Raw genomic sequence first — 24,413 nt, forward strand, 5'->3', positions numbered from 1 at the left:
GATGACGGGAATTAGCCCTATATAAGCCGTCCGGGGGGCGCGGCGCAATGGCTCTGAAGAACAGCCTTGACAGCGCCGGAAAGCGGTCCCAAGTCCTGTCTCGACGCCTATTGCAATGACCGCCCCTGCTTGCCGGCTCCGGGGACTGTTCGGTCACAAAAATCAGCCCGCACAGATCAGCTTCATGGCAGCCAAACCAGACCTTAGAATCGTGCTTTGCTCGCCGCGCGGCTTCTGCGCCGGCGTGGTTCGCGCCATCGACACCGTGGAACGGGCGCTCGCCATCTACGGGGCGCCGGTCTATGTCCGCCACGAGATCGTCCATAACAAATACGTCGTGGACAGCCTGAAGACCAAGGGCGCGATTTTCGTCGAGGAACTTTCCGAGATTCCTGACAGTACCAATGCGCCGGTAGTATTTTCCGCCCACGGCGTGCCGAAATCGGTTCCGGCCGAGGCTCAGGCGCGCAATTTCTTTTCCCTGGACGCCACCTGTCCCTTGGTCACCAAGGTGCACCGAGAGGCTGCGATCCACTTCAAGCGCGGCCGCGAGATTCTTCTGATCGGGCATTCCCATCATCCCGAGGTGGTCGGCACCGTCGGCCAGTTGCCGCCCGGCGCCGTCACCTTGATCGAAACGGCCGAGGATGCCGAGACCTTTACGCCGAAGGACCCGAACAACCTGGCCTTCGTCACCCAGACCACGCTGTCGATCGACGACACCAAGGATATCGTGGCCATCCTGAAGGGCCGTTTTCCGAATATCTCGGGCCCGCACAAGGAAGACATCTGCTACGCCACCACCAACCGGCAGCTCGCGGTGAAGAAGGTGGCGCCGGTGGTCGACGCCCTGATCGTGGTCGGCGCGCCGAATTCGTCGAACTCGCAGCGGCTGCGTGAGGTCGCCGAGCGCGAAGGCTGTCCCATTGCAGTGTTGGCTCAGCGTGCCTCGGAGATCGACTGGACGCGCTTCGAGGGCATCAAGAGCCTCGGCATCACGGCCGGCGCCTCGGCTCCAGAAGTGATCGTCGAGGAGATCATGGGCGCTTTCGCCGAGCGCTATACGCTGCATGTGGAGACGGTGTCGGCCGCGGAGGAGAATGAGTTCTTCCCGCTGCCGCGTTCGCTGCGTCCCGAAGCGGCGGCGGAATAGACCTACATGGCGGTCTATACCGACGTCGCCGCCGACGAGCTTGCGGAATTCTTAAGGCAATATGACATCGGCGAACTGCTCTCCTACAAGGGCATCGCCGAGGGGGTCGAGAACTCCAACTTTCTTCTTCATACCACCAAAGGCTCGTTCTTCCTGACGCTCTACGAGAAGCGCGTCGCGAGGGGCGACCTGCCGTTCTTCCTCGGCCTGATGGCGCATCTGGCCGGCCATGGCATCGTCTGCCCGCAGCCGGTCAGGATGACGAATGGCGAGATATTGTCGAGTCTGGCGGGCCGGCCGGCCGCGATCATCGACTTCCTCGAAGGCGTCTGGCCGCGCAAGCCGAACGCGACCCACTGCGCGGCGATCGGTCAGGCGCTCGCCAGACTGCACCTCGCTGGGGGCGATTTTCCGATGCATCGCGCCAATGCGCTGTCGGTCAAGGGCTGGCGGCCCTTGTTCGCGGAGGCCGCTCCGCGTGCCGACGGCGTGCAGGCCGGGCTTGCCAGCTTTCTCGCCGCCGAGCTCGATCAGCTCGAAGAATCCTGGCCGACGCAGCTGCCCGGCGGCGTGATCCATGCCGATCTGTTCCCGGACAATGCGCTGTTTCTGGGCGACCAACTGTCCGGCCTGATCGACTTCTACTTCGCCTGCAACGATCTATTGGCTTACGACGTCGCGATCTGCCTGAACGCCTGGTGCTTCGAGGCCGATCATTCCTTCAACGTCACCAAGGCGCGCGCCTTCCTCAATGCCTATGGCCGTGAGCGCGCGCTGTCCGAGGCCGAGCAGGAGGCGCTGCCGCTGCTCGCGCGCGGCGCTGCGATCCGTTTCCTGCTGACGCGGCTGGTCGATTGGCTCAACGTGCCGCCCGGCGCACTGGTGAAGCCGAAGGATCCGCTCGAATATGTCCGCAAGCTGCGCTTCCATCAGAGCGTCGCCAGCGTGCGCGACTATGGGCTCTCGGCGTCCGGAGCGATGGCGTGAGTGCACTTCCGCTTGTCATCGTCCACACCGACGGCGCCTGTTCGGGCAATCCCGGCCCGGGCGGCTGGGGTGCCATCCTGAAATTCGGCGACAAGGAAAAGGAATTGAAGGGCGGCGAGCCGCACACCACCAACAACCGGATGGAGCTGATGGCCGCGATCTCGGCGCTGGAGGCGCTGAAGAAGCCGTGCCAGGTCGAGCTCTACACCGACAGTCAATATGTGCGGCAGGGCATCACGGGCTGGATTCACGGCTGGAAGAAGAACGGCTGGAAGACCGCGGACAAGAAGCCGGTGAAGAATGCCGAGCTTTGGCAGCGGCTCGACGCGGCGCTGAAGCCGCACAAGGTCAACTGGCATTGGGTGAAGGGCCATGCCGGCCACGCCGAGAACGAGCGCGCCGATCAACTCGCCCGCGACGGCGTGGCGATGGCAAGGTTGCAGCAGAACGTGCGGGGCTGACTCATTCCGCCGTCATCGCCCGGCTTGACCGGGCGATCCAGTATTCCAGAGACTGTGGTAATTGATCGAGAGGCCACGACGTACTGGATTCCCCGCCTTCGCGGGGAATGACAGCTATAGAGAAGGCGATGTGCCTCATCCTGATAATCGCGTAGGGTGGGTAGAGCGAAGCGAAACCACCATTGCGGCCGCTGCGAGATCGTTGATGGGTTTCGCTGCGCTCAACCCATCCTACAGTCTCACGTGACCATCTGCGCCGTCATCGCCCGGCTTGACCGGGCGATCCTGTATCCCGGAGACTGTGGTGATTAATCGAGAGGCCATGGCGTACTGGATTCCCCGCCTTCGCGGGGAATGACAGTGATGTTGTGGGAAGCAACTTGCTTCGATTGGCTAGCGAGCCGGCGCGCTCACAGCTGCTCGAGCAGCGTGTCGCCGCCGGAGACCTCGACCTTGCCCGGTAAGGCCTCGAGGTTGAGCTTCTTCACCACGCCGTCCTCGATCAGCATCGAGTAGCGCTTGGAACGGATGCCGAGCCCGGCGCCGGAGGCATCGAGCTCCATGCCGATCGCCTTGGTGAAGTCGGCATTGCCGTCGGCGAGGAACGTCGCCTCGTCGCGCTGGTCGGTGTCGCGCTTCCAGGCATTCATCACGAAGGCGTCGTTGACGGAGACGATCGCGATGGTGTCGACGCCCTTGTTCTTCATCGCATAGGCGTTGAGGAAGATGCTCGGCAGATGCATCTTGTGGCAGGTGCCGGTATAGGCGCCGGGCACGGCGAACAGCGCGACCTTCTTGCCCTTGAAGATGTCGTCCGTGGTTTTGACCTGTGGGCCTTCCCCCGTCATGACGCGAAATTGGGCCTGTGGCAGCTTGTCGCCTACTTGGATGGTCATCCTCAAATCTCCCTGGGTGGATCGCTTAGGTGTGGCCGCGTTACAATATTCGGACGCCTGGAAACGGCAACGGCGGCCTGCGTTCACGTGTCCGTCATCGCCGCTGATGGCGCGTAGCGAGGTCTATATCAAGCCGCAGCCGGCGGCTTCTTCTCGTCCCGCAGCTCCCGGCGCAGGATCTTGCCGACATTGGTCTTCGGCAGCTCGGTCCTGAACTCGATCTGCTTCGGAACCTTGTAGTTGGTGAGCTGCTCGTGGCAATGCTTGACGATCTGGTCGGCCGTGAGATTGGGGTCCTTCCTGACGACGAACGCCTTCACCACCTCGCCTGACTTTTCGTCCGGCAGGCCGATCACGGCGGTTTCCAGCACGCCCGGATGGCTCGCGATCACTTCCTCGACCTCGTTCGGATAGACGTTGAAGCCGGAGACCAGGATCATGTCCTTCTTGCGGTCGACGATCTTGATCGAGCCGTCTTCTCCCATCACGCCGATGTCGCCGGTGCGGAAGTAGCCGTCTGCGGTCATCACCTTCGCAGTTTCGTCGGGACGATTCCAATACCCGGCCATCACCTGCGGACCCCTGGCGCAGATTTCGCCGGCTTGGCCGAGCGGCACCTCGTTGCCCTCATCGTCGCGGATCGAGAGCCACGTTGACGGCAGCGGCAGGCCGATCGTGCCGGTGAATTCGGTCGCGGACGGCGGGTTGCAGGTCAGGACCGGCGAGGTCTCCGACAGCCCATAGCCTTCTGCGATGCTGCAGCCGGTGAGCTGTTTCCACTGGTCGGCCACGGGGCGCTGCACCGCCATGCCTCCGCCGTTGCAGATCTTGAGCTTGGTGAAATCGACTTTCCTGAAATCCGGATGATGCATCAGCCCGTTGTAGAGCGTGTTGACCGCCGGGAAGTTGTTGACCTGATACTTCATCAGCTCCTTGACGAAGCCCGCGATGTCGCGCGGGTTCGGGATCAGCAGGTTGGCGCCGCCGGCGCGCACGCCGAGCAGGAAGCAGGCGGTCAGCGCGAAGATGTGATAGAGCGGCAGCGCACAGACGATGAGAAGCTGGTCGACATGCGGCGGCTTCTCCAGCGCGGGCTGCAGCCAGGCATCGTTCTGCAGCACGTTGGCGACGACGTTGCGATGGAGCAGGGTTGCGCCCTTCGAGACGCCGGTGGTGCCTCCGGTATATTGCAGGAAGGCGACGTCGTCGGGCGCAATGGCGGGCTTGGCGAAGCGCTTGGCGCGGCCTGCCGTAATGGCGTCATTGAACGGAACGGCGCGGGGCAGTGAATAGGCCGGCACCATCTTCTTCAGCCGGCGGACCACCAGGTTGACGATCACGCCCTTGAAGCCGAGCAGGTCGCCCATGCTGGCGACGACGACGTGCTTCACCTGCGTATGGCTCAGCACCTGCTGCACCGTGTGTGCGAAATTCTCCAGCACCAGGATCGCCTCGGCGCCGGAATCCTTCAGCTGATGCTCGAGCTCGCGCGGCGTATAGAGCGGGTTGACGTTGACGACGGTAAAGCCGGCGCGCAGCACCGCGGAGATCGCGATCGGATATTGCAGCACGTTGGGCATCATCAGCGCGACGCGCGCGCCCTTGGCCAAACCGAGGCCCTGGAGATAGGCGGCCAGCGCCACCGACATCTCGTCGAGGTCACGGTAGCTGATTGCCTTGTCCATACAGATGAAGGCGCGCCGATCGGCGTACTTGGCAAAGCTTTCTTCCAGCAGCTCCACCAGCGACGAATATTGGCTCGGATCGACATCGGCGGGAACGCCGGCCGGGTAGTGCTTGAGCCAGATGCGCTCCATGGTTTCCTCTCTCGTTTCTCATATTCGCCGCGTGCGGCGAGGCTCTTGGCGGCCAATATCGAATTTCCGGCCGCTCAAGGCAAGCGGTCGGGAACTATTGCGGAAACGCGAATGAATGTCTGGAGCACCTCGGCTGAAGCGCGGGTGCTGCCGCGCGCCGGCGGGCTCAGCCGTTCTTCGGGGCAGGCTTTGCGTCGCTGCTGCCGGTCCCGGCTCCAGCACCGGACTTCGGCTTCGCGGCCGCTTTGGGCTTGGCGGGCTTGGTCGCCGGATCGGAAGCCGGCTTGTCCGCCGCCTTGCCTCCGGCATTGGCGTGGTGAACGGCGGGCTTGGCGTCCGGCTTCGCCCCCTTGCCGGGCTTGACGTCGATCTTCACCTCGGTCCTGGCGGACTTCTTGGCGTCGGTCCGGGTCGCCACCGTGTCCGTCTCTCCCTTCCGGGAGGCCAGCCGCGCCTTCTTGCCACGGTGTTTCGGCGGCGTCTGGGCGTCGGCATCCGCGGCCATGGCGGCAATCAGCGCCGGGCCGGTGCGGGTCGGGCCGGTATAGACCAGGATCGGCTCTGACGGTTCGGGCGCCGCAGCCAGGATCTCGGAAGGCTTCAGCGCTGGTGCCTGCAGGCCGGCCAGCAACGCGCTGCCAGGCGATTCTTTGGCCGAGCTTGCAACCGTGTCATCGTCGTCGTCACTGGCGGGGGCATGGCGTTTGCCGCTGCACACCTCGTCGTGGAGATCCGGCGCCGGGACGTCTGCCGGGACCAGGCTTTCGACTGTTCCGAGCGACGGCTTCAGCCAGGTCAGCGGTGTCCCGCCGAAGCCGCGATCGAGCATCTGCATCGCGCGCAGCGATCGCGCCTTGCCGGAGTTGGCGCCGAGCACGACTGCGATTAGCCGGCGGCCGTTCCGCGTGGCGGAAGCCACCAGATTATAACCGGACGCGCAAATGAAGCCTGTCTTGAAGCCGTCGGCGCCGGGATAGCGGCCGATCAGCTTGTTGAAGTTCTGCGTGATCCGCCGGCCGTAGCGGATCGAGGGAATGTGCACGAAATATTCGTAGTCCGGCAGATCGCGGATGATCGCCCGCGCCAGGATCGCCAAGTCGCGCGCCGACGTGATCTGGGCGTCGTCGGGCAAGCCGTTGGGGTTGACATAGTTGGTCTGCGTCATGCCGAGCTTTTGGGCCGTGTCGTTCATCATGGCCGAAAAGCCTTCGATCGAGCCGCCGACACCTTCGGCCAGCACCACCGCCATGTCGTTCGCCGATTTTACCAGCATCATCTTCAAGGCGTTATCAACGGTGACCTGCGTGCCCGGGCGGAAGCCCATCTTTGATGGCACCTGCGAGGCCGCGAGCGGCGACACTGTGAACAGCGTGTCCAACGTGATCTTGCCGTCCTTGACCGCCTTCAAGGTGACGTAGGCCGTCATCATCTTGCTCAGCGAGGCCGGATGCCAGGGAACGGTCGCGTTCTGCGCCTCCAGCACCTTGCCGCTATCGGCTTCGACCAGCAGCAGCACTTCGGCCTGCGCGAGGCGTGGCGCAAACAGCGCCAGGGCTGCAGCGAGGATGAGGAGTTTGAACGGCGATTTGCGAAGCAACAGATGACGAGGTTGCACTATTCGATTCCGGTCCTTGGAGAACCCGCCTCTTTGTGAAGAGAAGGGCGCGTGATTCACGAGTTTCAAGCTATCCGGTGCCGACATCTGCGGCAGTTCGCGAACCTATAACGGCTTGGTGCTTCGGAATAGAGGCCGACCGTTCAATTCCCCGACGAAGGTGGATCGCTCTCTAGACGGTAACGGCCGGGCTGTCGCTTGCCGGCTTCGCAAGGCTGGCTTGCGCGTCCTCATGTACCATGAATTGGGCCTTGGCGAGTTCCGCGAAATGGCCGCCCTTGGCAACGAGTTCATCGAATGTTCCGCTTTCGATCACGCGTCCTGCCTCGAACACCAGGATCTTGGTCGCGTTGCGGATGGTCGAAAGCCGGTGCGCGATCACGAAGGTGGTGCGTCCCTTCATCACTTCATCGAGCGCCGCATTGAGCTTGGCCTCGGTCACGGCATCCAGCGCGCTGGTGGCCTCGTCGAGAATCAGGATCGGCGGATCCTTCAACAGCGCGCGAGCGATCGACAATCGTTGGCGCTCGCCACCCGACAGCATACGCCCGCGCTCGCCGGCATTGGTGTCGAAACCACGCTCGGATCGTTCGATGAAGTCGAGCGCCTGTGCGCGAGCGGCCGCGGTACGCAACTCCTCGTCTGTCGCATCGGGCTTGCCGACCAGGAGGTTTTCGCGGATCGAGCGGTTGAACAGCAGCGCCTCCTGGAACACGACGCCGATGTTTCGGCGCAGGGCCGACAGTTTCAGCCCGCGCACGTCCATGCCGTCGATCTTGATGAAGCCCGATTGCGGGTCGAAGGCGCGATGAAGCAGCGCGATCGCGGTGGACTTGCCCGCGCCGGTCGGCCCGACCAGCGCGATGGTCTGGCCGGGAAGCGCGGTGAAGGTGATGTCCTCGACCGCCGGCCGCTTGCCGTCATAGGAGAACGACACGTCGCAGAATTCCACTAGGCCCGACAGCCGGCCGGTATCGATCGCATCGGGCCGGTCGCGCACCGCCGGCACCGCGTCGAGCACGGTGAAGAATTCGGTCAGCCGCGGCGCTTCCATGAACACGTTGTTGATGAAGGCGACGACCTGTTCGAGCTTCTGGATCAGCATGGTCGCGAAGGAGACGAACATCACGATCTCGCCGACCGAACTCATCCCGGCTTGGTGCAGCGCGATCCCAAGCGTGAAGATCGCGAGCACGGTGATCGTGGTCGAGGCGCGCGTGATGACGGACACCAGCGCCCACCAGCCCAGGACCGGCATCTGCACGGCCAGAAGCTGGCTGGCGACGTAGCGCAGGCCCTGCACCTCGGCATCGATGCGGACGAAGCTCTGTACCAGCGCGACGTTGCCGAGGGCGTCGGAGGCGCGCGCCGAGAGATTGCTGGCATGCTCCTCGACCTCGCTCTGCATGCCATAGGTCTTGCGTACGATCAGCGTGGTCAGCACCGTGAAGACGATGCAGAGCACGAACAGGAGGATTGCAAGCCGCCAATTGAGATAGAACGACAGCGGCAGCAGCACGACGACTGACATGATCGCCGCAAAATGCTCGCGGAAGAACGACAGCCAGAGCCGCCACAGCGCGTCGGTGCCATTCAGCATCACTTTCATCAGCCGCCCGGAATGGGTGCCGGAATGGAAGGTCAGCGGCAGCTGCAGGATGTGCTCGAAATAGCTGCTCAACACCGCCTGGCGTTGCCGGTGCGACAGGCGGTCGGCATGCAGGGCGACGGCCGCGCCGGCGCCTATCGTGAACAGGCCGAACGCAACCCAGGCGGCAAGTAGCGGCCAGGCCGACGCTCCTGATGCGTTGCTGGACAGCGCATCCACGATGCGGCCGAACAGCACGGGCTCGGCGAATTGCGTGCCGGCCAGCGCGAGATTGGCGACAGCGAGAATCCAGCCAAGTCGGGCCTCCTTGCCGAGCAGCTGGAGTACACGGGCATAGATGCGGAGCAGGGACATGGTTAGCGGTCTTGGTTCGGTCGAATGGGCCTGCGAACGGCGCTATTTAACCCCGGATGGAAGCGAAGCGACAATTCAATTGATCAGGCGGCTGTCGACCGGCGGCAGAAAACTGTCGTCGAAAATATCGGCCGCCGTGGGGCGCGCATGGAATCGGTAATCCTCCGCGATCTGGTCGATGGCGCGCTCGAGCCGGGCGGGATCGATGCCTCCAATGCCATTGCGCCGGACCTCGGGCGTGAGCACGTTGTCGGCCAGCACCGTTTGCAGCCGGCTCATTTCGAGCTCGCGCGAGCCATCATCCATCCGGCTGACCACCTCGGTCACGGCAGCTGTCGGATCCTTGATGGAAAGATGCAGGCCGCCGAGCACCGCGCGCAGAAATCCCTTCACGGCGGCCGGCTGCGCCGTCGCGAAGGCCGGGTTGACGATGATGGCCTGGCCATAGGCCTCACAGCCGTAATCGGCGAAGCGCAGCACGGCGAGATCGTCTGCGGGCACGCCGCGGTCGCGCAAATTGACCGCGGAGAGATAGGAGAAGCCGCTGACAGCGTCGACCTGTCCGGCCGACAGGATCGGCTCGCGCACCGCAGCCCCGACGTGCGACAGCTTGACGGCAGCGGTCTTGATGCCGTTCTGCCGCGCCAGCGCCGGCCACAGCCGGATCGCAAGATCGCCCTCGGCAACGCCGAGCGTTTTGCCTTCGAGGTCCGCCAGCGTATGAATGCCGCGGCTCTTGCGTGCGATGATGGCGTAGGGCGCGCTGTTGAACAGCACGAACACCGCTTTGACCGGCGGGTTGGCCGTATTGGCGCGGTAACGGATCAATTCGTTGATGTCGGCTATTGCGAGTTCGCTCTCGCCCGAGGCCACACGCGCGATCGCATCTGCCGGTCCCTTCGCGACCGTGGTTGTCACCGCCAGGCCTTCGCCGACGAACAGTCCGCGGCTTGCTGCCAGCACGACCGACGCCATGCTCGCCTCCAGCGGACGCTCGAAGGCGAGCTGGATGGCGACCGGCCGTCTGGCGTCATCTGCGAATGCGCGCGCATCAAGCCCTGCCAGGCCGAGGATCACCAGAAGTGCCAGACGGAGGAGGGCGAAAGATCGTCGCACGCGTATCGAGGAACCCCGGCCGCTCATGGAAGCGCTTTCAAGTTTCTGTTTTCGGCTCGGCTGCCCGTGTGTCAGTTTGATGACGGAATTCATGGCGCATCGAGCAGCAGAGCCGACGGCAGAGCATTGTGCCGGATCGAAGCTGAACGGTCCATGAGCACCACCTGCGGCGATTTGCGCCGGAATGTCGGTTTCGATCCGGGAACCCAGCCTCCATCTGACGCGTTGGCCGGTTCAAATCGATCGGAACGGAGGATCTCAGGATGATCACAAAGAGCGGAGAATTCTCAAGGGGCAGCCGAGCGACCGTGCTGGCGACGGTCGCGGCTGTAGCCCTCACCGCAGTCCAGCCGACGCTGGCCTTTGCCGGCACCTCACGCTCCAGCCAGGTGTCAGCTGCCGCGGCAGGCAATACCGGCCTCACCGATGTCAGCGCCCGGCGCCGGCATCACTATCGTGGCGGCGGGGGTGCGGCGGCCGCAGCTGCCTTTGCCGGCATCGTCGGCACCGGCCTTGCCATTGCCGCCGAGCAGAATCGCCGCTCCTATTATGACGATTACTATTACGGCAGGCGCCCCTATTACGGCCCCGGCCCCTATTATTACGGCGGCCCCACTTACTATCAGGGCTGGTAACCAAGGCCCGTTGCGCAAAAATCCGTCGGCCCGTCGCCGGCGGATTTTTTCGTTTTCGACACAGGCGTTAACGCCCCTGCCATTGCTTTTAACTATCATGCCGGGATGAGTGATTCGATCGAGCGGCTCTATCTCGCGGTGCTGGCGGCCAGGGATCAGGATCCCGGCCGGTCGCGCACGGCCAAGCTGTTGCAGCAGGGCACGGCCAAGATGGCCAAGAAGCTCACCGAAGAAGCCATCGAGGTCGCGATCGATGCGGTCCGGGGCGATGCCCAGTCGGTGGTGCGTGAGAGCGCCGACCTGATCTACAACCTCGCCGTTCTGTGGGCGGAGACCGGCGTGCGGCCGGACGATGTCTGGCGCGAAATGGAGCGACGCGAGGTGCTGCTCGGGATCGCCGAGAAGCTGCCCAAATCCCCGGTGAAGATCCAGAAATCTGCGAACGCCCGGCTGGCACGGCGACCGATTGTCGCGCTCGAGGGGCGCGCCTTACGGAAACGGCACTAGTTCCCTTCTCGTCGGCAGGAGCGGCAAGCTCACCATGGACAAACCCGCCATGGTTTGCTTCATCGCGGGCCATGCTCAAACGAATCTATGACTGGTGCATCGACGCCGCCCACAAGCCGTATGCGCTCTGGATCCTGGCCGGGGTCGCCTTCGCGGAGAGTTCCTTCTTTCCGGTCCCGCCGGACGTGATGCTGATCCCGATGTCGCTGGCCAAGCCGCAGCGGGCCTGGCTGTTTGCCGGCGTCTGCACCCTGGCCTCGGTCGCCGGCGGATTGCTCGGTTATGCGATCGGCGCCGTGCTCTACGACTCGCTCGGCCATTGGCTGATCCAGCTGTATGGGCTTTCCGACAAGGTCGAGGCTTTCAGGGCCTCCTATGCCGAATGGGGCGCGGTCATCATCCTGCTCAAGGGCCTGACGCCGATCCCGTACAAGCTCGTCACCATCACCTCGGGCTTTGCCGGCTATAACCTGCTGCTGTTCGTGCTGTGCTCGATCGTGGCGCGCGGCGCCCGCTTCTTCGTCGCGGCGATCCTGCTGAATCGTTACGGCGAATGGATCAGGATCCGCATCGAGAAGCATCTCGGGCTGTGGGTCGCGCTCGGCGCCGCCGTTCTGGTTCTCGGCTTCGTCGTGGCGTTCAAGCTGATCTGATCGCACAGTTGCTGCGCGTCCCGGGCGCTTTCCGCGGCATCTGGTTTCAGTCTAGATTAATGCCATGACCCTCCGATCCGGCTCGCCGTCCCTTCGCCTGCCCTGCGCAGCGGTCATGGCGTCGATCGCGGTCGCATTGTCGCTGCTGGGGCCGGGCGCTGGATGGGCTCAATCGGCGCCGCCTTCGCTCGGCCTGCGGGAGCAGCCACAGGCCGCGCAGGCGCCGCCAAATGCGGCGCCGACGGGTTCTGAGCGTTCGGGGCTCGTCGACGAGCTCGGCAGGTTTTTCGAGAAGATGTCGATCCTGCCGCTCAAGGGCGCGAGCGAGAGCCGCAGCGATGCGAACGCCGCCCCCCAGGAGACAGCCAAGGATGGGGCTAAGGATGCGGCCAGCGGAACGCCAAAGGATGCCGCGAAAACCTCGGCCAAGGACGGCAGCGCCGACGCGGTCAGGGATGCGATCAAGCACAGCGGCGAGACCTTGTCGCGGCTGACCAAGCCGTCCAGCATGGTGTCGGGCCGCTCGGTCTGTCCCATGGCCGCGAATGGCACGCCGGATTGCCAGTCTGCCGCCGACAGGCTCTGTCAGGGCAAAGGCTACAAGCAAGGCAAGAGCCTCAACACCGATGCCGCCGAGACCTGCTCGGCCAAGGTTTTGATCCCTGGCCGTCAGCGCAAGCCGGACGATTGCCGCACCGACACCTACGTCACCTCAGCCCTCTGCCAATGATTGCGCCGGCCGACAGGCACCGGCGGAGCAGCAGCGTGTCGACGCAAGACCCCGGCAGCTGTCTCTTGATCGGTTCCCTTCGGTTTGCGTTGCGGTCATGATCTCTGGCATCGTCATCCCCGGCATCGTTGGCGAAGCCCGTCACAGTCTGAAGAAGAACGAAAGAGGAAATCCCGTCCATGTCCATGCCTGCCTTGTTCAAGGGCCGTCTCTCGATACCTGTGATCGGGTCGCCACTGTTCATCATCTCCGTGCCCGATCTCGTGATCGCTCAGTGCAAGGCCGGTGTGGTCGGCGCGTTTCCCGCGCTGAATGCCCGGCCGCCGGAATTGCTGGACGAGTGGCTCGCCCGGATCACCGAGGAGCTCGCGGCCTATGACCGCGCACACCCTGAACGTCCGTCCGCGCCCTTTGCGGTGAATCAGATCGTGCACCGCTCCAACAACCGGCTCGAGCATGATCTGGCGCTCTGCGAGAAGTACAAGGTGCCGATGATCATCACCTCGCTCGGCGCGCGCGAGGACCTCAATCAGGCCGTCCACCGCTGGGGCGGCATCGTCTTCCATGATGTCATCAACCAGACCTTCGCGCACAAGGCGATCGACAAGGGCGCCGACGGGCTGATCCTGGTTGCGGCCGGTGCCGGTGGCCACGCCGGGACGGTCTCGCCGTTTGCCTTCGTGGCGGAGACGCGGGCGTGGTTCGACGGTCCGATCGCGCTGTCGGGCGCGATCGCCAACGGCCGCGCCATTCGCGCTGCCCGCGTCCTGGGCGCTGATTTTGCCTATATCGGCTCGGCGTTCATCGCGACCGAAGAGGCGAACGCGGTCGAAGCCTACAAGGCGATGATCACCAATTCAGGTGCCGATGACATCGTCTATTCGAATTTGTTCACGGGCGTGCACGGCAACTATCTGAAGCCGTCGATCGTCGCGGCGGGGCTCGATCCCAACGATCTGCCGACCTCCGACCCGTCCAAGATGAGCTTCGGCACCGATACGTCCGGCGAGCGCGCCAGGCCGAAGGCCTGGAAGGAGATCTGGGGCAGCGGGCAGGGGATTGGCGCCATCGACAAGGTGGTGCCCGCGGCCGATCTGATCGCGCGCTTCAAGAAGGAATATGACGAGGCGATCGATCCGCCTTTGTGAGCTCCGGTCCTTGTGAGCTCATAATGCGAGCTCATGATGTGAGCTCGTGATGTGCAAAGCGCGGCAGTTTCGGCTGCCGCGCTTTTTAGGATCAGGTTCAGTGTTCGGGGATCGAAGCTATTCCAGCTCGATCGCCTGATACTTGCCGCGCTCGTCGAGCGCCGTGCCCCAGATCTTGTGCGAGGCCTGATGCTCGGCACGGCCGAAGCCGAGCTTGGCGCCGAGGCCGAGATCGACATCGCGCGTATTCTCCAGCGTATCGATCAGCGCCTCGGTGTCGAGCTGCGGGCCGACGCGCTTCAAGGCCTGGATCAGCACGTTGGCTGCCACATAGCCCTCGAACGAAACGTAGGACGGCGCTTCGCCGGGGAAGTATTTTTCCAGCGCGCTCTTGTATTCGAGCACCGCGCTGGAATAGCCGCCGACCGCCGGCACCACCTGGGTCACGATCACGCCGCTGGCATAGCGCGGCCCGAGCAGCATCAATTCGTCCGACAGCTCGGTCGAGCCCACGAACGACACGTTGGTGTAGACCATGCTCGGATACTGGTCGCGCGTCTTTTCGATGAACTTCGCGGCCGCGCGATAGGTTGCGACCATGACGATGGCCTTGGGCGGGTTCTTCATCGCCCTCAGCTGGTTCACGGCCTCATCGACGTCGACCGTGTTGCGCTTGTAGTTGAAGCGCACGATGGCGGAGTCGGGCAGGCCGAGCGAACGGAAGGCCTTGGAGACACCAGCGAAGCCTGCGTCTCCATAGGCGTCCTGCTGGGCGAAGACCGCGATGTCCCGCGGCTGCAGGCGGCGCAGCTTGAGCAGATAGTGGACCACCTCGTTGGTCTCCTCCGCATAGCTCGCACGGTAGTTGAAGACGTAGCGGTCCGGCGGATCGTTGCGCAGGAGGTTGGCGCCGGTGAATGCGCCGTAGAACAGCGCCCGGTGCTGCAGCGCGTAGGGCATGCCGACGGCAGCCGTCGGCGTACCGACATTGCCGATGAAGCCGAACACCTTGTCCTTCTCGTAGAGCTGCCGCATCGCCTCGAGCGTGCGGGATGGCTCGTAGCCGTCGTCGGCCGCAAACAGGCGGAGCGACCGGCCGGCGACGCCGCCGGCGTCGTTGGTGCGATTGAAGGCGGCGTCGATGCCGAGCTTCATCTGCCGGCCGAGTTCGCGCGAAGCTCCGGAGAACGGGCCGCAGATACCGAAGCGGATCTCGTTGGCCGTGACGCCCTGCACGTTGCTGGCGAGGGTCGGCGGCAAGGTCGCGGTCGGCGCCGTGGCCGCTGCGGCGGGAGTTGAACCGATCACGCCGCCGAAGCCGGAGCTGGACGTGCTCGGGGCGGCCTGGCCCAGCGAGCGCTCGAGTTCGGCGAGCTGACGACCGGCGGTGGTGCAGTCGGTCTGTGATGCGCCGACGCGGTTGCGGCCGTCGGCGACAAAACCGTTGAAGACGCGGGTGAGCTCGTCGCGATCGGACGCGCCCGCCGAGGCTTCGCGGATCACCTCGCGGAACTTGTCAACGATCGCCTGAACCCGGCCCTGGTCGATTGCCTGGCATGCGGAGGCTGCACCGACGATCGGCCCGACCCGGCTGGCGAGATTGCGCACCACATCCGCGTTGGTGCCGGCGGCACTTGCAGGCCCTGCGAGCAGGGCCGCGACCAAGAGTACGCTGGAACGAAAGATCATTTTGCCACTATCCCACTTTGGACCCCATCCAGGTCTCCGCCTGGTGAAATGACGCCTGTGCACGATGGCGGGAGCTTGAACACCATCGTGCACCTCCTAGCATTTTCAAAGAGCATGACCTTTTCGGTAATTTGCCCCGCTTTTTTTGGTCATGCTTTCGAAATCGCTAATGCGTCACGTCGCCAGAGCGTCCTCCTTTCCGAGCAACACGATACGAGTTCGATCGCCTGAGCTTGCGTAGTTCTGAAGCGTCGCAGCCGCCGGCGCATGGCCACCGGCCACGTCCCGGTTGAAGCTGCGCATCGGCGGGGTTCGAGCGAGGTCACTGGGGGCCGCCCGCAGCGCCTCGCGGAATTTGTCGAGGATCATATCAACGCGACCCTCTGTGATGTTCTGGGTAATGTTCTGGCAAAGCGCGATGTCCTGGCAAAGCGGAGCCGCTCCGACGATTGCGCCGGGGCCGCAAGCCGGACCGCGCACGGTGTCGACGGGAGCGATTGCGGAGCCGGCGGCCGCCGCAAGGAAAGTCCCGGTCAACAACGCAGACCAGCATGTGAGCATGGACATATCCGCTTATTCTAGGTCAAGGGCCTCGTGACGTCAGCCATTCGTTGGCATACAAATTAATTTCCAGTTTCCCAACCCTACTTTCGGCGCCTTCCCGCCGGTGGCGGTATTTTATTCAAGTTCGATCGGCTGATACGTGCCGGTTTCGTCGAGCGCCGTACCCCAGATCTTGTGCGAGGCCTGATGCTCGGCGCGGCCGAAGCCAAGCTGCGTGCCTAACCCGAGATCGATATTGCGAAGATTTTCGAGCGTGTCGACCAACTGTTCCGTGTCGAAGGTAGGGCCTACTCGCTTCAGCGCTTCGATCAGGATGCTCGCCGATACGTAGCCTTCCAGCGAGGTGTAATCGGGCGCCTCGCCGGGGAAGTACTTCGCCAGCGCGTTCTTGTAGTCGAGCACCAGGCTCGAATAGCCGGATACGCCGGGCACGACCTGGGTGACGATCACGCCATTGGTATAGCGCGGCCCGAGCAGTGTGAGCTCGCTCGCGAGCGATGAGGCTCCCACCGCCGATACGTTGGCGAGGACGAGCCCCGGAAGCTGTTCCTGCGCCTTCTCGATGAACTTGGCTGCGGCCCGCGTCGTTGCCACCATGATGACGGCACGGATCGGGGCCCGTTGCGCCTTCAGCTGGTTGATCGCGTTGTCCACGTCGAGCGTGTTGCGCGCGTAGTTGACACGCAGAATGCCGTTGTCGTTGACGCCCAGCGCGCGGAAGGCTTTCGCCACACCGGCATAGCCGGCATCGCCATAGGCGTCGTCCTGCGCGAACACGGCAATCTGCCGAGGCTGCAACCGGCGCAGCTTCACGAGATAGTGCACCAACGCCTCGGTCTCTTCCGCATAGCTCGGACGGTAGTTGAAGACGTAGCGGTCGGGCGGGTCGTGGCGCACGACATTGGCGCCGGTATAGGCGCTGAAGAACAGAGCCCGCCGTTCCAGTGCATAGGGGATCGCCACTGCGGCATTCGCCGTTCCGAAATTGCCGATGAAGCCGAACACCTGCTCCTTGTCATAGAGCGCTTTCATCGCATCGAGCGTGCGGCTGGGATCGTATCCATCGTCGGCGGCGACCAGCTTCAGCATGCGGCCGTTGATGCCGCCGCCTTCGTTGGCGCGATTGAACGCCGCCTCGATACCGAGCTTCATCAGCCGGCCGGTCTCCTTCACCGGACCGGAGAACGGCATGACGATGCCGAACTTGATCTCGCTCTGGGTCACGCCGCGTACGTTCATCGGAGGCGGCAATGTCTGTGTGGGCGCAGTTGCGGCCATCGCGGCCGGCGGTCCGAACCGTACCTCCGGCAGTGCCGACGTGGTCTGCGGCGGCGCTGCGATCGATCGTTCGAGATCGGCAAGCTGGCGATCGGCGGCGCGGCAGTCGAGCCGCCCGCTCGTGACGGCGCCACGGCCCTCGGCGACATAACGATCCAACAGGCGCGTCAGCTCGTCACGATCAGCTTCCAGCGTCGAGGCCTCGCGGATCACGGACTGGAATTTTTCGATGATCCCCTGGATCCGCGGGCGGGCGATGTCGCGGCAGGCGAGTGCCGAGCCGACGATCGGGCCGACCTTGCTGCTAAGTTCGCGCACCACTTTGAGGCTGTCGCCAGGCGCAGCATGCACCGTGCTCGCGAACAGCGCGCCGAACAGGAGCGTCGTCAGACGAACGGAAATACGCACGTCTCGTACCGTGGCCATACGAGGCCAGAGGTCAGACATAGTCGCCATGGTGATGCCGTCGCAACTCGTGTGATGCCTAGTGTCGTGGTTCAGAAATTCGCTTCAGTTTCGTCGCGCATTCGATCAAGCAGCATTCCTGAACTGAACCACACTAGAATCAAAGATTTTCAGTGTCCTTCGAGCCGAAGTTCGCTTGCAAAGCCGTTGGGCGCGAACTTCGGATCGGATTATTGGACCTTGTCCGGCTGGCCCGCTTTCTGATTCCACTGCATGAATTGCTGCAGCAGCGGCTTCTCGGCGGTTTCGCTCTTGGCCGTCTGTGGCTGGTCGTCGGCCGGCAGCAGCGATTGGAACTGGGCCAATGCGGACGTCGTCTTGACGTCGACCTTATCGGTCTGCGGCTCATCCACCTCGGCCTTGATGTCCTTGGCTTCGATCGCGGCAGGCGGCGGCGGCAGCGTCGTCTTCATGGCCTGGACCGCCGCCACGAAGGAGGAGCTGGCGTCCTGCTGGCGCGACGCAGGAACGATGTTCACGAAGAACAGGGCGATCACGGCGGCCACGCCGGCGGCGGCGGCGAAGCGGCCTGCGATTTTGAACGTCACCGAGCGGCGGTCGCGTTCACGTGCGAAATCCGGGGGCTCGCGCATCACTTGCGGGTCCAGCGTATGGCGGAGGGATTCGAACACTGCGTTCTCAAGGCGCGACTCCACGGTATTTTGTGCTGAGGATGAGGGAGTCCGGTCGGTACCGGCCTGGGGCTTTTCGCGGGTTTCCTCGACCAGAGACAAGCGGGTCGCCTCCGGCCTTTCGCGGACCCAGCGCGGTGCGTAATGCAACGGGTCCTGCGGGTTCGTCGTAGGATTCTGCTCACTCAAGGAACTCATACGCTACTCCTCTAACGCTCGACTCCGGTACACGAATACGCCGCTGCCCTGGCCGCATGCGACAAAGGTCCTAAGGTAAAGAGTGGCGCTTGAAGGGTCGCGGGCGACCCCATCGAGCCGGAAATATCTGCAGCGTCCGAGGCAGAGCGCTCGCTGGTCGCAGTGCCCCACACATCGTCCCCTGCATCCCCGTAACGAGCTGTTAACTGTGCCCGCCGCGGTTCCGAACCCATGCCCCGCCCCCTGACGAGTGTCAACGATTGCACGATCCTGCCCGGTTCAGGATCGGTGTTATATGTACCTTAAGGTTATCAGCGGGATGTGATTAAAATGAGGCGCATCCCGCCTTGACTGTGCTGAGCTGGAGATTGGCCGCGATTCTGTCGCAAAAAAAGCACTACTCCGCCACCTTCAAAGTATGTTCGTACCTTCAGAGGTTTAATTCAATTTGGTTGGTGCCTTCTTAACTCCTCATTAACCAACGCCGTCCGACAGTTAACCAATCGCTAAGAAAGGCTGGTCGGATGGTCATGAATGTCAAGGTCGAACAGACACGTCAGTTCATTCGTTTACGCGGCCGCTCTTACGTCGCGTTTGTGTTTTCCCCCGTTGTCCCCATTGCCGGTTGGCTCAGCGAGCTCGATGCGACGCTCGCAGGTTCCCCAGGCTTCTTCGTCGGCAAGCCGGTGGTTCTCGATCTGTCGGCGGTGGATCTCAGTCCGCTCGCGATCACGCATCTCATCAAGAGCATCGAGGCGCGCAACATCCGCGTGCTGGGTCTCGAAGGCGTCGAGCCCGCGCGGCTCGCGATCGGCATGCCGCCGCTGCTCACCGGCGGACGTCAATGCGCGGTGCTGGAGGTCGAGCCGGACAAGCCGGCGCTGCAGCCTCTGAAATCTCTGCTGCTCGACACTCCGGTGCGCTCGGGGCAATCGGTGGTGTTTCCCGACGGCGACGTCACGGTGCTCGGCGCCGTTTCGTCCGGCGCTGAAATCGTCGCGGGAGGCTCGATCCATGTGTACGGCGCGTTGCGCGGTCGTGCCATGGCCGGCGTGAACGGCAACTCGGCTGCGCGGATCTATTGCCAGAAGATCGAGGCCGAGCTGCTCGCGATCGACGGCTACTACCAGACCGCGGAGCAGATCGACGTCGCGTTGCGCGGCAAGCCTGCCCAGGCCCGGCTGGACGGCAATTCCATGAAAATTACGCCATTGAACTGAACGACAGGAGGCAATCAAATGGCAAAGGTGCTCGTAGTGACGTCGGGCAAGGGCGGCGTCGGCAAGACCACGACCACGGCCGCCGTCGGGGCGGCGCTGGCGCAGGCCGGTCAGAAGGTTGTCGTGGTGGACTTCGATGTCGGCTTGCGCAATCTCGATCTCGTCCTGGGCGCCGAACGTCGCGTCGTGTTCGATCTCATCAATGTGGTGCAAGGCGTCGCCAAGCTGCCGCAGGCCCTGATCCGCGACAAGCGGCTGGAGAATCTCTGGCTGCTGCCGGCCTCGCAGACCAAGGACAAGGACGCGCTGACCGAAGAAGGCGTCGGCCGCGTCATCGCCGAGTTGCGCAAGATGTTCGACTATGTGCTGTGCGACAGCCCGGCCGGAATCGAGCGCGGCGCCATGCTCGCCATGCGCTTTGCGGACGAGGCGATCATCGTCACCAATCCGGAAGTGTCCTCGGTGCGCGATTCCGATCGCATCATCGGCATGCTCGATTCCAAGACGGTGCGTGCCGAGAACGGCGAGCGCGTCGAGAAGCACATCCTGATCACGCGCTATGATCCGGCGCGCGCCGCGCGCGGCGAGATGCTCTCGATCGACGACGTGCTCGAGATCCTGGCCACCCCGCTGCTCGGCATCGTTCCGGAGAGCCAGGACGTGCTGCGCGCCTCTAACGTCGGCTGTCCCGTGACCTTGAACAATCCGGCGAGCACGCCGGCGCGCGCCTATTCGGACGCGATGCGCCGTCTGCTCGGCGAGCAGCTCGAGATGCTGGTACCGGCCGAGCCCAAGGGACTGATCAGACTGTTGCTTGGACGGAGGGCGGCATGAGCATGCTGCGGCTTTTCTCCAGCCGTCAGGCCTCCAGCCGTCAGGCCACGGCGCCGATCGCGCGGGAGCGGCTGCAGATCCTACTCGCGCATGAGCGCAGCATGCTCGGCCAGCCGGATCTGCTGTTGCAACTACGCGAGGAAATCCTCGCTGTGGTCTCGCGCCATGTGGTACTCGATCCCGACAAGGTCATCGTCCGGATGGATCGGGGTAAGCATGTTTCCACGCTTGAGGTCGACATCGAACTGCCCAACGGCGCCGATCGCGCCTTTGCACCCGCCGGCTAGTCGGCGGAGCGCTTGCGGCCGCAACGAGACGCGCGAGCAGGGGCGCGCATTGCGGGACGCGGTGTTGAGTTGATGCGACCGATCTTTCGTGTCGATGGCAATCGCGTCACGGTCAGTCCCGACGCGGCGGGTCCGTGGGACCCTACGATGCAGCACGGCTCGCCGCCGGCCTCGCTGGTGGTCTGGGCGGCGGAGCGCATTCCAGCCAAAGCGCCGATGCGCGTTGCACGTTTGACAATCGATCTGATGCGGCCGGTGCCGCTGAGCGAGCTCACGCTCGAGAGCGAGTTGCTGCGCGTTGGCCGCAAAATCCAACTCGTTGCGATCAGATTGCGCGCCGCCGGTGTGGTCGTTGCGGCCGCAACCGTGCTGAAGGTGCGGCAGGACGCCGTGCCGCTCCCGGACGACATCGCGGATCTGCCAATCGATCACCCGGGTCCCGACGCCTCGCGTCCGGAGCCGGCCGACTTTTCTTCGAGTCCGTTCGTCAGGGGCATGTCGCTGCGCGCCGCGCGCGGCCGCTTCGGCGTGAAAGGACCGGGCGCGATCTGGTATCGCGTCGATTGGCCGATGGTGGATGGGCACCAGGTGTCGCAGGCGATGCGCGCAGCGATCGCCGCCGATTTCTGCAACGGCACATCGCCGGCGCTGGATTTCGATCTCTACACTTTCCTCAATGCCGATCTCACCGTGAACATGTCGCGCGAGCCGGTCGGCGACTGGATCCTGGTTGATGCCGACAGCTGGATCGGTCCTGATGGGGCAGGGCTTGCGATGGCGCGGCTCGGCGATACCAAAGGTTATTTCGGCCGCGCGGTGCAGAGCCTGGTGGTGGAGCGACGACAAGGATCGGACTTGCGCTGATGGCCCCATGCTGATGGCTCGGCGCTGATCCCCTCCTGAGCTGCGGAGCGGCGCCGCTCGCCACATTGCGAGTTGCGATCACCGTTTTGGAGTTACGTTTCGACTGCGCATATCTGAGCGGGGCCTGCGCCGGTCGGCGCTCGTGGGGCCACCGTCCGAACGGTGTGCGCACGACGTCACGCGATAGGCGAGCCGGGCATGGCCCGCGCAATAAGGCAGGCCATCGAGCGGCGTGTTGCCGCAGAAGCAGAAGTCCGCCGCTCCCGGCGTCGACAGTGGCCAGCGGCAGCGCTCCTTTGTCAGTTCGAGCAGGGAGCAGCCGCGGGCTTCTGCTGTCGCGCACGGCTCGATGACCAGGATGGGCGGGGCGCTGGTCGCCTTGAGAAGCTGCTTGAGAACCTGGCGCCTGGGCAGGGGCGGATGGCGCTTGCGGGCCGGCTTAGGCGCGGCGTTTCGCTGCCGACGGCGTTTGCCATAACGATCGCCCCGCGTGAGCATCAAGCGTGAGACCTTGCCGATCACGGCATTGCGACTGACGCCGAGTTCGAGGGCGATCTCGCGGCAGGTGAGTCCGGCCTGGAAACGTTCTTTGAGGCGTTCGACGCGTTCGATGGTCCAGATTTCCTCTATCTTAAGTTGTTCTGCGGGCATGGCTGGTTTTCCGTATTTGATCCGCTGGACCAGTCGGGCCGGGAGGGCGCCGCATCTGTGCGTCAGGAACTCGGATGCAGACTGCGTCGCTTCATCGCCATCGCGTGCTCGCCGGCGTTGATCGTCCTGACGATCGCAGGCGTGGGCCAGCTCGGTTCAGGTTCATAAGAGAACACACGCTACATCACATGCGTTGTCCGCAGCAGGCGACATTCACCTCGGGCGACGCGTTGTTCCATTTTCAACTAACTGGTGACGAATCCGACAATGAGCAAGATTCGCAAATTTAACAATGACGCAGGATAAATTATTTGAAATAGCAATGCGATGCCGTGGCTATTGGACGGCGATCTGCATCGAGCGGCTGCAAATAGGACGGCGTCAACTAACAAGGCGACGAGGACCGGTCGCGCCATGATTCCTCGCAAGCCGCTTCTAACAGGATTGTGAGCGGCGGCCGCGCGATTGCGAATGCGGTTTCTATTCCAATCCGTTGTAGTTGTGATTTTATAATATTGCAATCGCGTGTTCGGGGACTCTCGATTCGCAATCAACGCGGCAGTCGCGAGAGCAATGGCCGCGACAGAGAAGACGCTTGCGGCCGTTCCCGGGCTGCGCGTGATTCTTCGCGTGCATGAGCCGGTCCGGTTCCGCACGGCCGGAAGCCCAGCTTGGTCTCTCCCGTCGTTTTCTTCGTATGAAGAAGGAGAGTTGCACACTTCGTTGTTGCCGCGCTGAGGCGCGTGTTCCAACGCTGGTCATGAAACCTTGCTTCGCAGCGATGGTGGTCGCGCCGTCAGCCGGAACATCGCCGCAATGAGGGCGTTGCCGGCCAACAGATAAGGAGCGGGATCATGCGCAGTTCGACAGCTTTCTTTGCGGGCGCGGGAACCGTCGCCGTTGCTGTTGCCGTGGGTCTCGGCGGCGGACTCGTGATCGCGGAGATGATGAGTCCGAGCCGGCCGCTGCTGGAATCCACCAAGCTCGAGCGGCATGCACCAGATCCTTCGCCTTCGCCGAGCGCATCGCCCTCGTCCTATCTTGCGGCGACTGACCCGGCGGCGACCGCGCCGGTGGTGGTGACGCCGGCTGCGGCGAAGCCGGCAGATCAGCCGCAGCCTGCCGCGGATCAGCCGGCGCGGCAGCCCTCGCCATCGCCGGTGAGCACGGCCAGCGCTGCATCGGCTCCGCAGCCTGCATCGCAGGCGGCGCCGCCGGCACAGCAGCCGCATGCGCCGGAGAACGCCTTGGCCAAGGCCGATGATGCCGATCTCAAACCGCGCAATGGTGAACGCCGGCACGGCACGGAGCGACGGCGCAGCGAACGGCGTCAGCAGCCGGCGGAGCAGCGGCAGCAGTGGGGCGAGCAGCGACAGCAGTGGGCCGAGCAGCGGCGCTCGTATCGGCGACGCGAACCGGATCTGCGCGACGTCGAGCAGTCCGTGCGCGAGGACAGTGCACCGCGCGGTTATGTGGCAGAGCCCGTCGATGTGCCCGCGCCGCGCTTCAGCCTGTTCGGCGACGATTGAAGGGCAGGGCGCAACCAGGCGCCTGTTCGGCAACCGATGATCACGTCACCCGCTTGAGGCGGGATGTTGTGCGCGCGGTCGAATATCGATCGCGGACCAACGTGACGGGGACCACGCTCCGCTCCGGATACACTCCGGACTACAACTTTAACGCGCCATTAACCATCCCAGGCCGACAATCCCGTCCATGGCGGTATCCCATTCTCTTGCGGGACACTCGCAATGCTCGACTCACTAGGTCCAATCATCTGGGGATGCGCGATGGGCTTCGAGACGCTTCTGGGCAAAACGCCGGCGACGTTGGACGAGATCCGGATTCGGGTCGGCCACGCGCTGCAGCGGCATCCGCTGTGCCGCAATGTCCGCTTCGATATCGTCAGCGTTCCGCGCACGGCCCGCGGCGGGAACTGGACCATCAGCCTGCATGCAGTCGAGCCGACCGCGCTGTGGGAGGCGTCTGATATCGTGGCCGACATTCAGGCGGCGTACGACCTGCAGGTGGCGATGGCCTGACGGGTTTG

Annotated in this window: 24 protein-coding genes; 14 read left to right on the top strand and 10 right to left on the bottom strand. The window is 63.8% G+C overall.

Annotation, left to right across the window (positions count from 1 at the left end; all coding sequences use genetic code 11):
• Positions 1 to 184 precede the first annotated feature (184 nt).
• Genes ispH through rnhA form a run of 3 tightly spaced genes read left to right on the top strand, consistent with a single transcriptional unit; the run spans position 185 to position 2,601 of the window.
• Positions 185 to 1,153, top strand: a complete 969-nt coding sequence (ispH, locus tag ACQR1W_RS26280; protein ID WP_434853541.1) for a 4-hydroxy-3-methylbut-2-enyl diphosphate reductase — start codon at positions 185 to 187, stop codon at positions 1,151 to 1,153.
• Positions 1,154 to 1,159: 6 nt separating this feature from the next.
• A complete protein-coding gene (locus ACQR1W_RS26285; RefSeq protein WP_434853542.1) occupies positions 1,160 to 2,140 on the top strand; it encodes a homoserine kinase in 981 nt (326 codons plus the stop codon).
• The gene (gene rnhA / locus ACQR1W_RS26290) at positions 2,137 to 2,601 is read left to right on the top strand and encodes a ribonuclease HI (RefSeq protein ID WP_008971155.1); all 465 of its coding nucleotides are present in this window, start codon (positions 2,137 to 2,139) and stop codon (positions 2,599 to 2,601) included. Before ACQR1W_RS26285 ends, rnhA begins: the two co-directional genes overlap by 4 nt.
• A gap of 410 nt (positions 2,602 to 3,011) precedes the next feature.
• Here rnhA and ACQR1W_RS26295 read toward each other — a convergent pair whose 3' ends face one another.
• The 5 genes from ACQR1W_RS26295 to ACQR1W_RS26315 all read right to left on the bottom strand — a co-directional run bounded on the left by ACQR1W_RS26295 (position 3,012) and on the right by ACQR1W_RS26315 (position 10,035).
• A complete protein-coding gene (locus ACQR1W_RS26295) occupies positions 3,012 to 3,497 on the bottom strand; it encodes a peroxiredoxin (RefSeq protein WP_434853543.1) in 486 nt (161 codons plus the stop codon).
• A 128-nt stretch (positions 3,498 to 3,625) separates the two neighbouring features.
• A complete protein-coding gene (locus ACQR1W_RS26300; RefSeq protein ID WP_008971157.1) occupies positions 3,626 to 5,314 on the bottom strand; it encodes a long-chain fatty acid--CoA ligase in 1,689 nt (562 codons plus the stop codon).
• Positions 5,315 to 5,480: 166 nt separating this feature from the next.
• Positions 5,481 to 6,929, bottom strand: coding sequence for a serine hydrolase (locus ACQR1W_RS26305; protein WP_434853544.1), 1,449 nt, complete (start codon positions 6,927 to 6,929; stop codon positions 5,481 to 5,483).
• Positions 6,930 to 7,101: 172 nt separating this feature from the next.
• Positions 7,102 to 8,892 (bottom strand): glucan ABC transporter ATP-binding protein/ permease, encoded by a 1,791-nt coding sequence (locus tag ACQR1W_RS26310; protein WP_434853545.1) that lies wholly within the window; start codon positions 8,890 to 8,892, stop codon positions 7,102 to 7,104.
• A gap of 75 nt (positions 8,893 to 8,967) precedes the next feature.
• Positions 8,968 to 10,035 (bottom strand): ABC transporter substrate-binding protein, encoded by a 1,068-nt coding sequence (locus tag ACQR1W_RS26315; protein WP_434853546.1) that lies wholly within the window; start codon positions 10,033 to 10,035, stop codon positions 8,968 to 8,970.
• 236 nt (positions 10,036 to 10,271) lie between these two features.
• Here ACQR1W_RS26315 and ACQR1W_RS26320 point away from each other — a divergent pair, with 236 nt between their 5' ends.
• The 5 genes from ACQR1W_RS26320 to ACQR1W_RS26340 all read left to right on the top strand — a co-directional run bounded on the left by ACQR1W_RS26320 (position 10,272) and on the right by ACQR1W_RS26340 (position 13,681).
• A complete protein-coding gene (locus ACQR1W_RS26320) occupies positions 10,272 to 10,643 on the top strand; it encodes a hypothetical protein (RefSeq protein WP_434853547.1) in 372 nt (123 codons plus the stop codon).
• Between the two features lie 105 nt (positions 10,644 to 10,748).
• Positions 10,749 to 11,150 carry a phosphoribosyl-ATP diphosphatase gene (hisE, locus tag ACQR1W_RS26325; protein ID WP_008970686.1) on the top strand — a complete coding sequence of 134 codons (402 nt, stop codon included), beginning with the start codon at positions 10,749 to 10,751 and terminating at the stop codon, positions 11,148 to 11,150.
• 71 nt (positions 11,151 to 11,221) lie between these two features.
• A complete protein-coding gene (locus ACQR1W_RS26330) occupies positions 11,222 to 11,803 on the top strand; it encodes a YqaA family protein (protein WP_008970685.1) in 582 nt (193 codons plus the stop codon).
• A gap of 64 nt (positions 11,804 to 11,867) precedes the next feature.
• The gene (locus ACQR1W_RS26335) at positions 11,868 to 12,533 is read left to right on the top strand and encodes a hypothetical protein (protein WP_434853548.1); all 666 of its coding nucleotides are present in this window, start codon (positions 11,868 to 11,870) and stop codon (positions 12,531 to 12,533) included.
• A gap of 179 nt (positions 12,534 to 12,712) precedes the next feature.
• Positions 12,713 to 13,681 carry an NAD(P)H-dependent flavin oxidoreductase gene (locus ACQR1W_RS26340; RefSeq protein ID WP_434853549.1) on the top strand — a complete coding sequence of 323 codons (969 nt, stop codon included), beginning with the start codon at positions 12,713 to 12,715 and terminating at the stop codon, positions 13,679 to 13,681.
• A 117-nt stretch (positions 13,682 to 13,798) separates the two neighbouring features.
• Here ACQR1W_RS26340 and ACQR1W_RS26345 read toward each other — a convergent pair whose 3' ends face one another.
• From ACQR1W_RS26345 to ACQR1W_RS26360, 4 genes are all read right to left on the bottom strand, one after another.
• Positions 13,799 to 15,370, bottom strand: coding sequence for an ABC transporter substrate-binding protein (locus tag ACQR1W_RS26345; RefSeq protein WP_434853550.1), 1,572 nt, complete (start codon positions 15,368 to 15,370; stop codon positions 13,799 to 13,801).
• Between the two features lie 174 nt (positions 15,371 to 15,544).
• Entirely contained in the window at positions 15,545 to 15,937 is a 393-nt protein-coding gene (locus ACQR1W_RS26350; protein ID WP_434853551.1) for a hypothetical protein, read from the bottom strand.
• 111 nt (positions 15,938 to 16,048) lie between these two features.
• Positions 16,049 to 17,659, bottom strand: a complete 1,611-nt coding sequence (locus ACQR1W_RS26355; protein WP_434853552.1) for an ABC transporter substrate-binding protein — start codon at positions 17,657 to 17,659, stop codon at positions 16,049 to 16,051.
• A gap of 188 nt (positions 17,660 to 17,847) precedes the next feature.
• Positions 17,848 to 18,507, bottom strand: a complete 660-nt coding sequence (locus ACQR1W_RS26360; RefSeq protein ID WP_434853553.1) for a hypothetical protein — start codon at positions 18,505 to 18,507, stop codon at positions 17,848 to 17,850.
• A 530-nt stretch (positions 18,508 to 19,037) separates the two neighbouring features.
• Between ACQR1W_RS26360 and minC the strand changes: the two genes are divergently transcribed.
• From minC to ACQR1W_RS26380, 4 genes are all read left to right on the top strand, one after another.
• Entirely contained in the window at positions 19,038 to 19,727 is a 690-nt protein-coding gene (gene minC / locus ACQR1W_RS26365) for a septum site-determining protein MinC (RefSeq protein WP_139024918.1), read from the top strand.
• 18 nt (positions 19,728 to 19,745) lie between these two features.
• Entirely contained in the window at positions 19,746 to 20,561 is an 816-nt protein-coding gene (gene minD / locus ACQR1W_RS26370; RefSeq protein WP_008970676.1) for a septum site-determining protein MinD, read from the top strand.
• Entirely contained in the window at positions 20,558 to 20,848 is a 291-nt protein-coding gene (gene minE, locus ACQR1W_RS26375; protein ID WP_434853554.1) for a cell division topological specificity factor MinE, read from the top strand. The genes minD and minE overlap by 4 nt, the downstream gene beginning before the upstream one ends.
• 72 nt (positions 20,849 to 20,920) lie before the next feature.
• On the top strand, positions 20,921 to 21,712 hold the full coding sequence (locus tag ACQR1W_RS26380) for a thioesterase family protein (protein WP_434853555.1): 792 nt from the start codon (positions 20,921 to 20,923) through the stop codon (positions 21,710 to 21,712).
• Positions 21,713 to 21,790: 78 nt separating this feature from the next.
• On the opposite strand, the gene ACQR1W_RS26385 is transcribed toward ACQR1W_RS26380, so the two are convergent.
• On the bottom strand, positions 21,791 to 22,363 hold the full coding sequence (locus ACQR1W_RS26385; RefSeq protein ID WP_434853556.1) for a GcrA family cell cycle regulator: 573 nt from the start codon (positions 22,361 to 22,363) through the stop codon (positions 21,791 to 21,793).
• A gap of 854 nt (positions 22,364 to 23,217) precedes the next feature.
• Between ACQR1W_RS26385 and ACQR1W_RS26390 the strand changes: the two genes are divergently transcribed.
• Complete coding sequence (locus ACQR1W_RS26390) at positions 23,218 to 23,892, top strand: hypothetical protein (protein WP_434853557.1); 675 nt, start codon at positions 23,218 to 23,220, stop codon at positions 23,890 to 23,892.
• A gap of 261 nt (positions 23,893 to 24,153) precedes the next feature.
• Complete coding sequence (locus ACQR1W_RS26395) at positions 24,154 to 24,405, top strand: hypothetical protein (RefSeq protein WP_434853558.1); 252 nt, start codon at positions 24,154 to 24,156, stop codon at positions 24,403 to 24,405.
• Positions 24,406 to 24,413: the final 8 nt, after the last annotated feature.

It is taken from the genome of Bradyrhizobium sp. HKCCYLS1011 (assembly GCF_051167795.1).
In the GTDB taxonomy this organism is placed as follows: Bacteria; Pseudomonadota; Alphaproteobacteria; order Rhizobiales; family Xanthobacteraceae; genus Bradyrhizobium.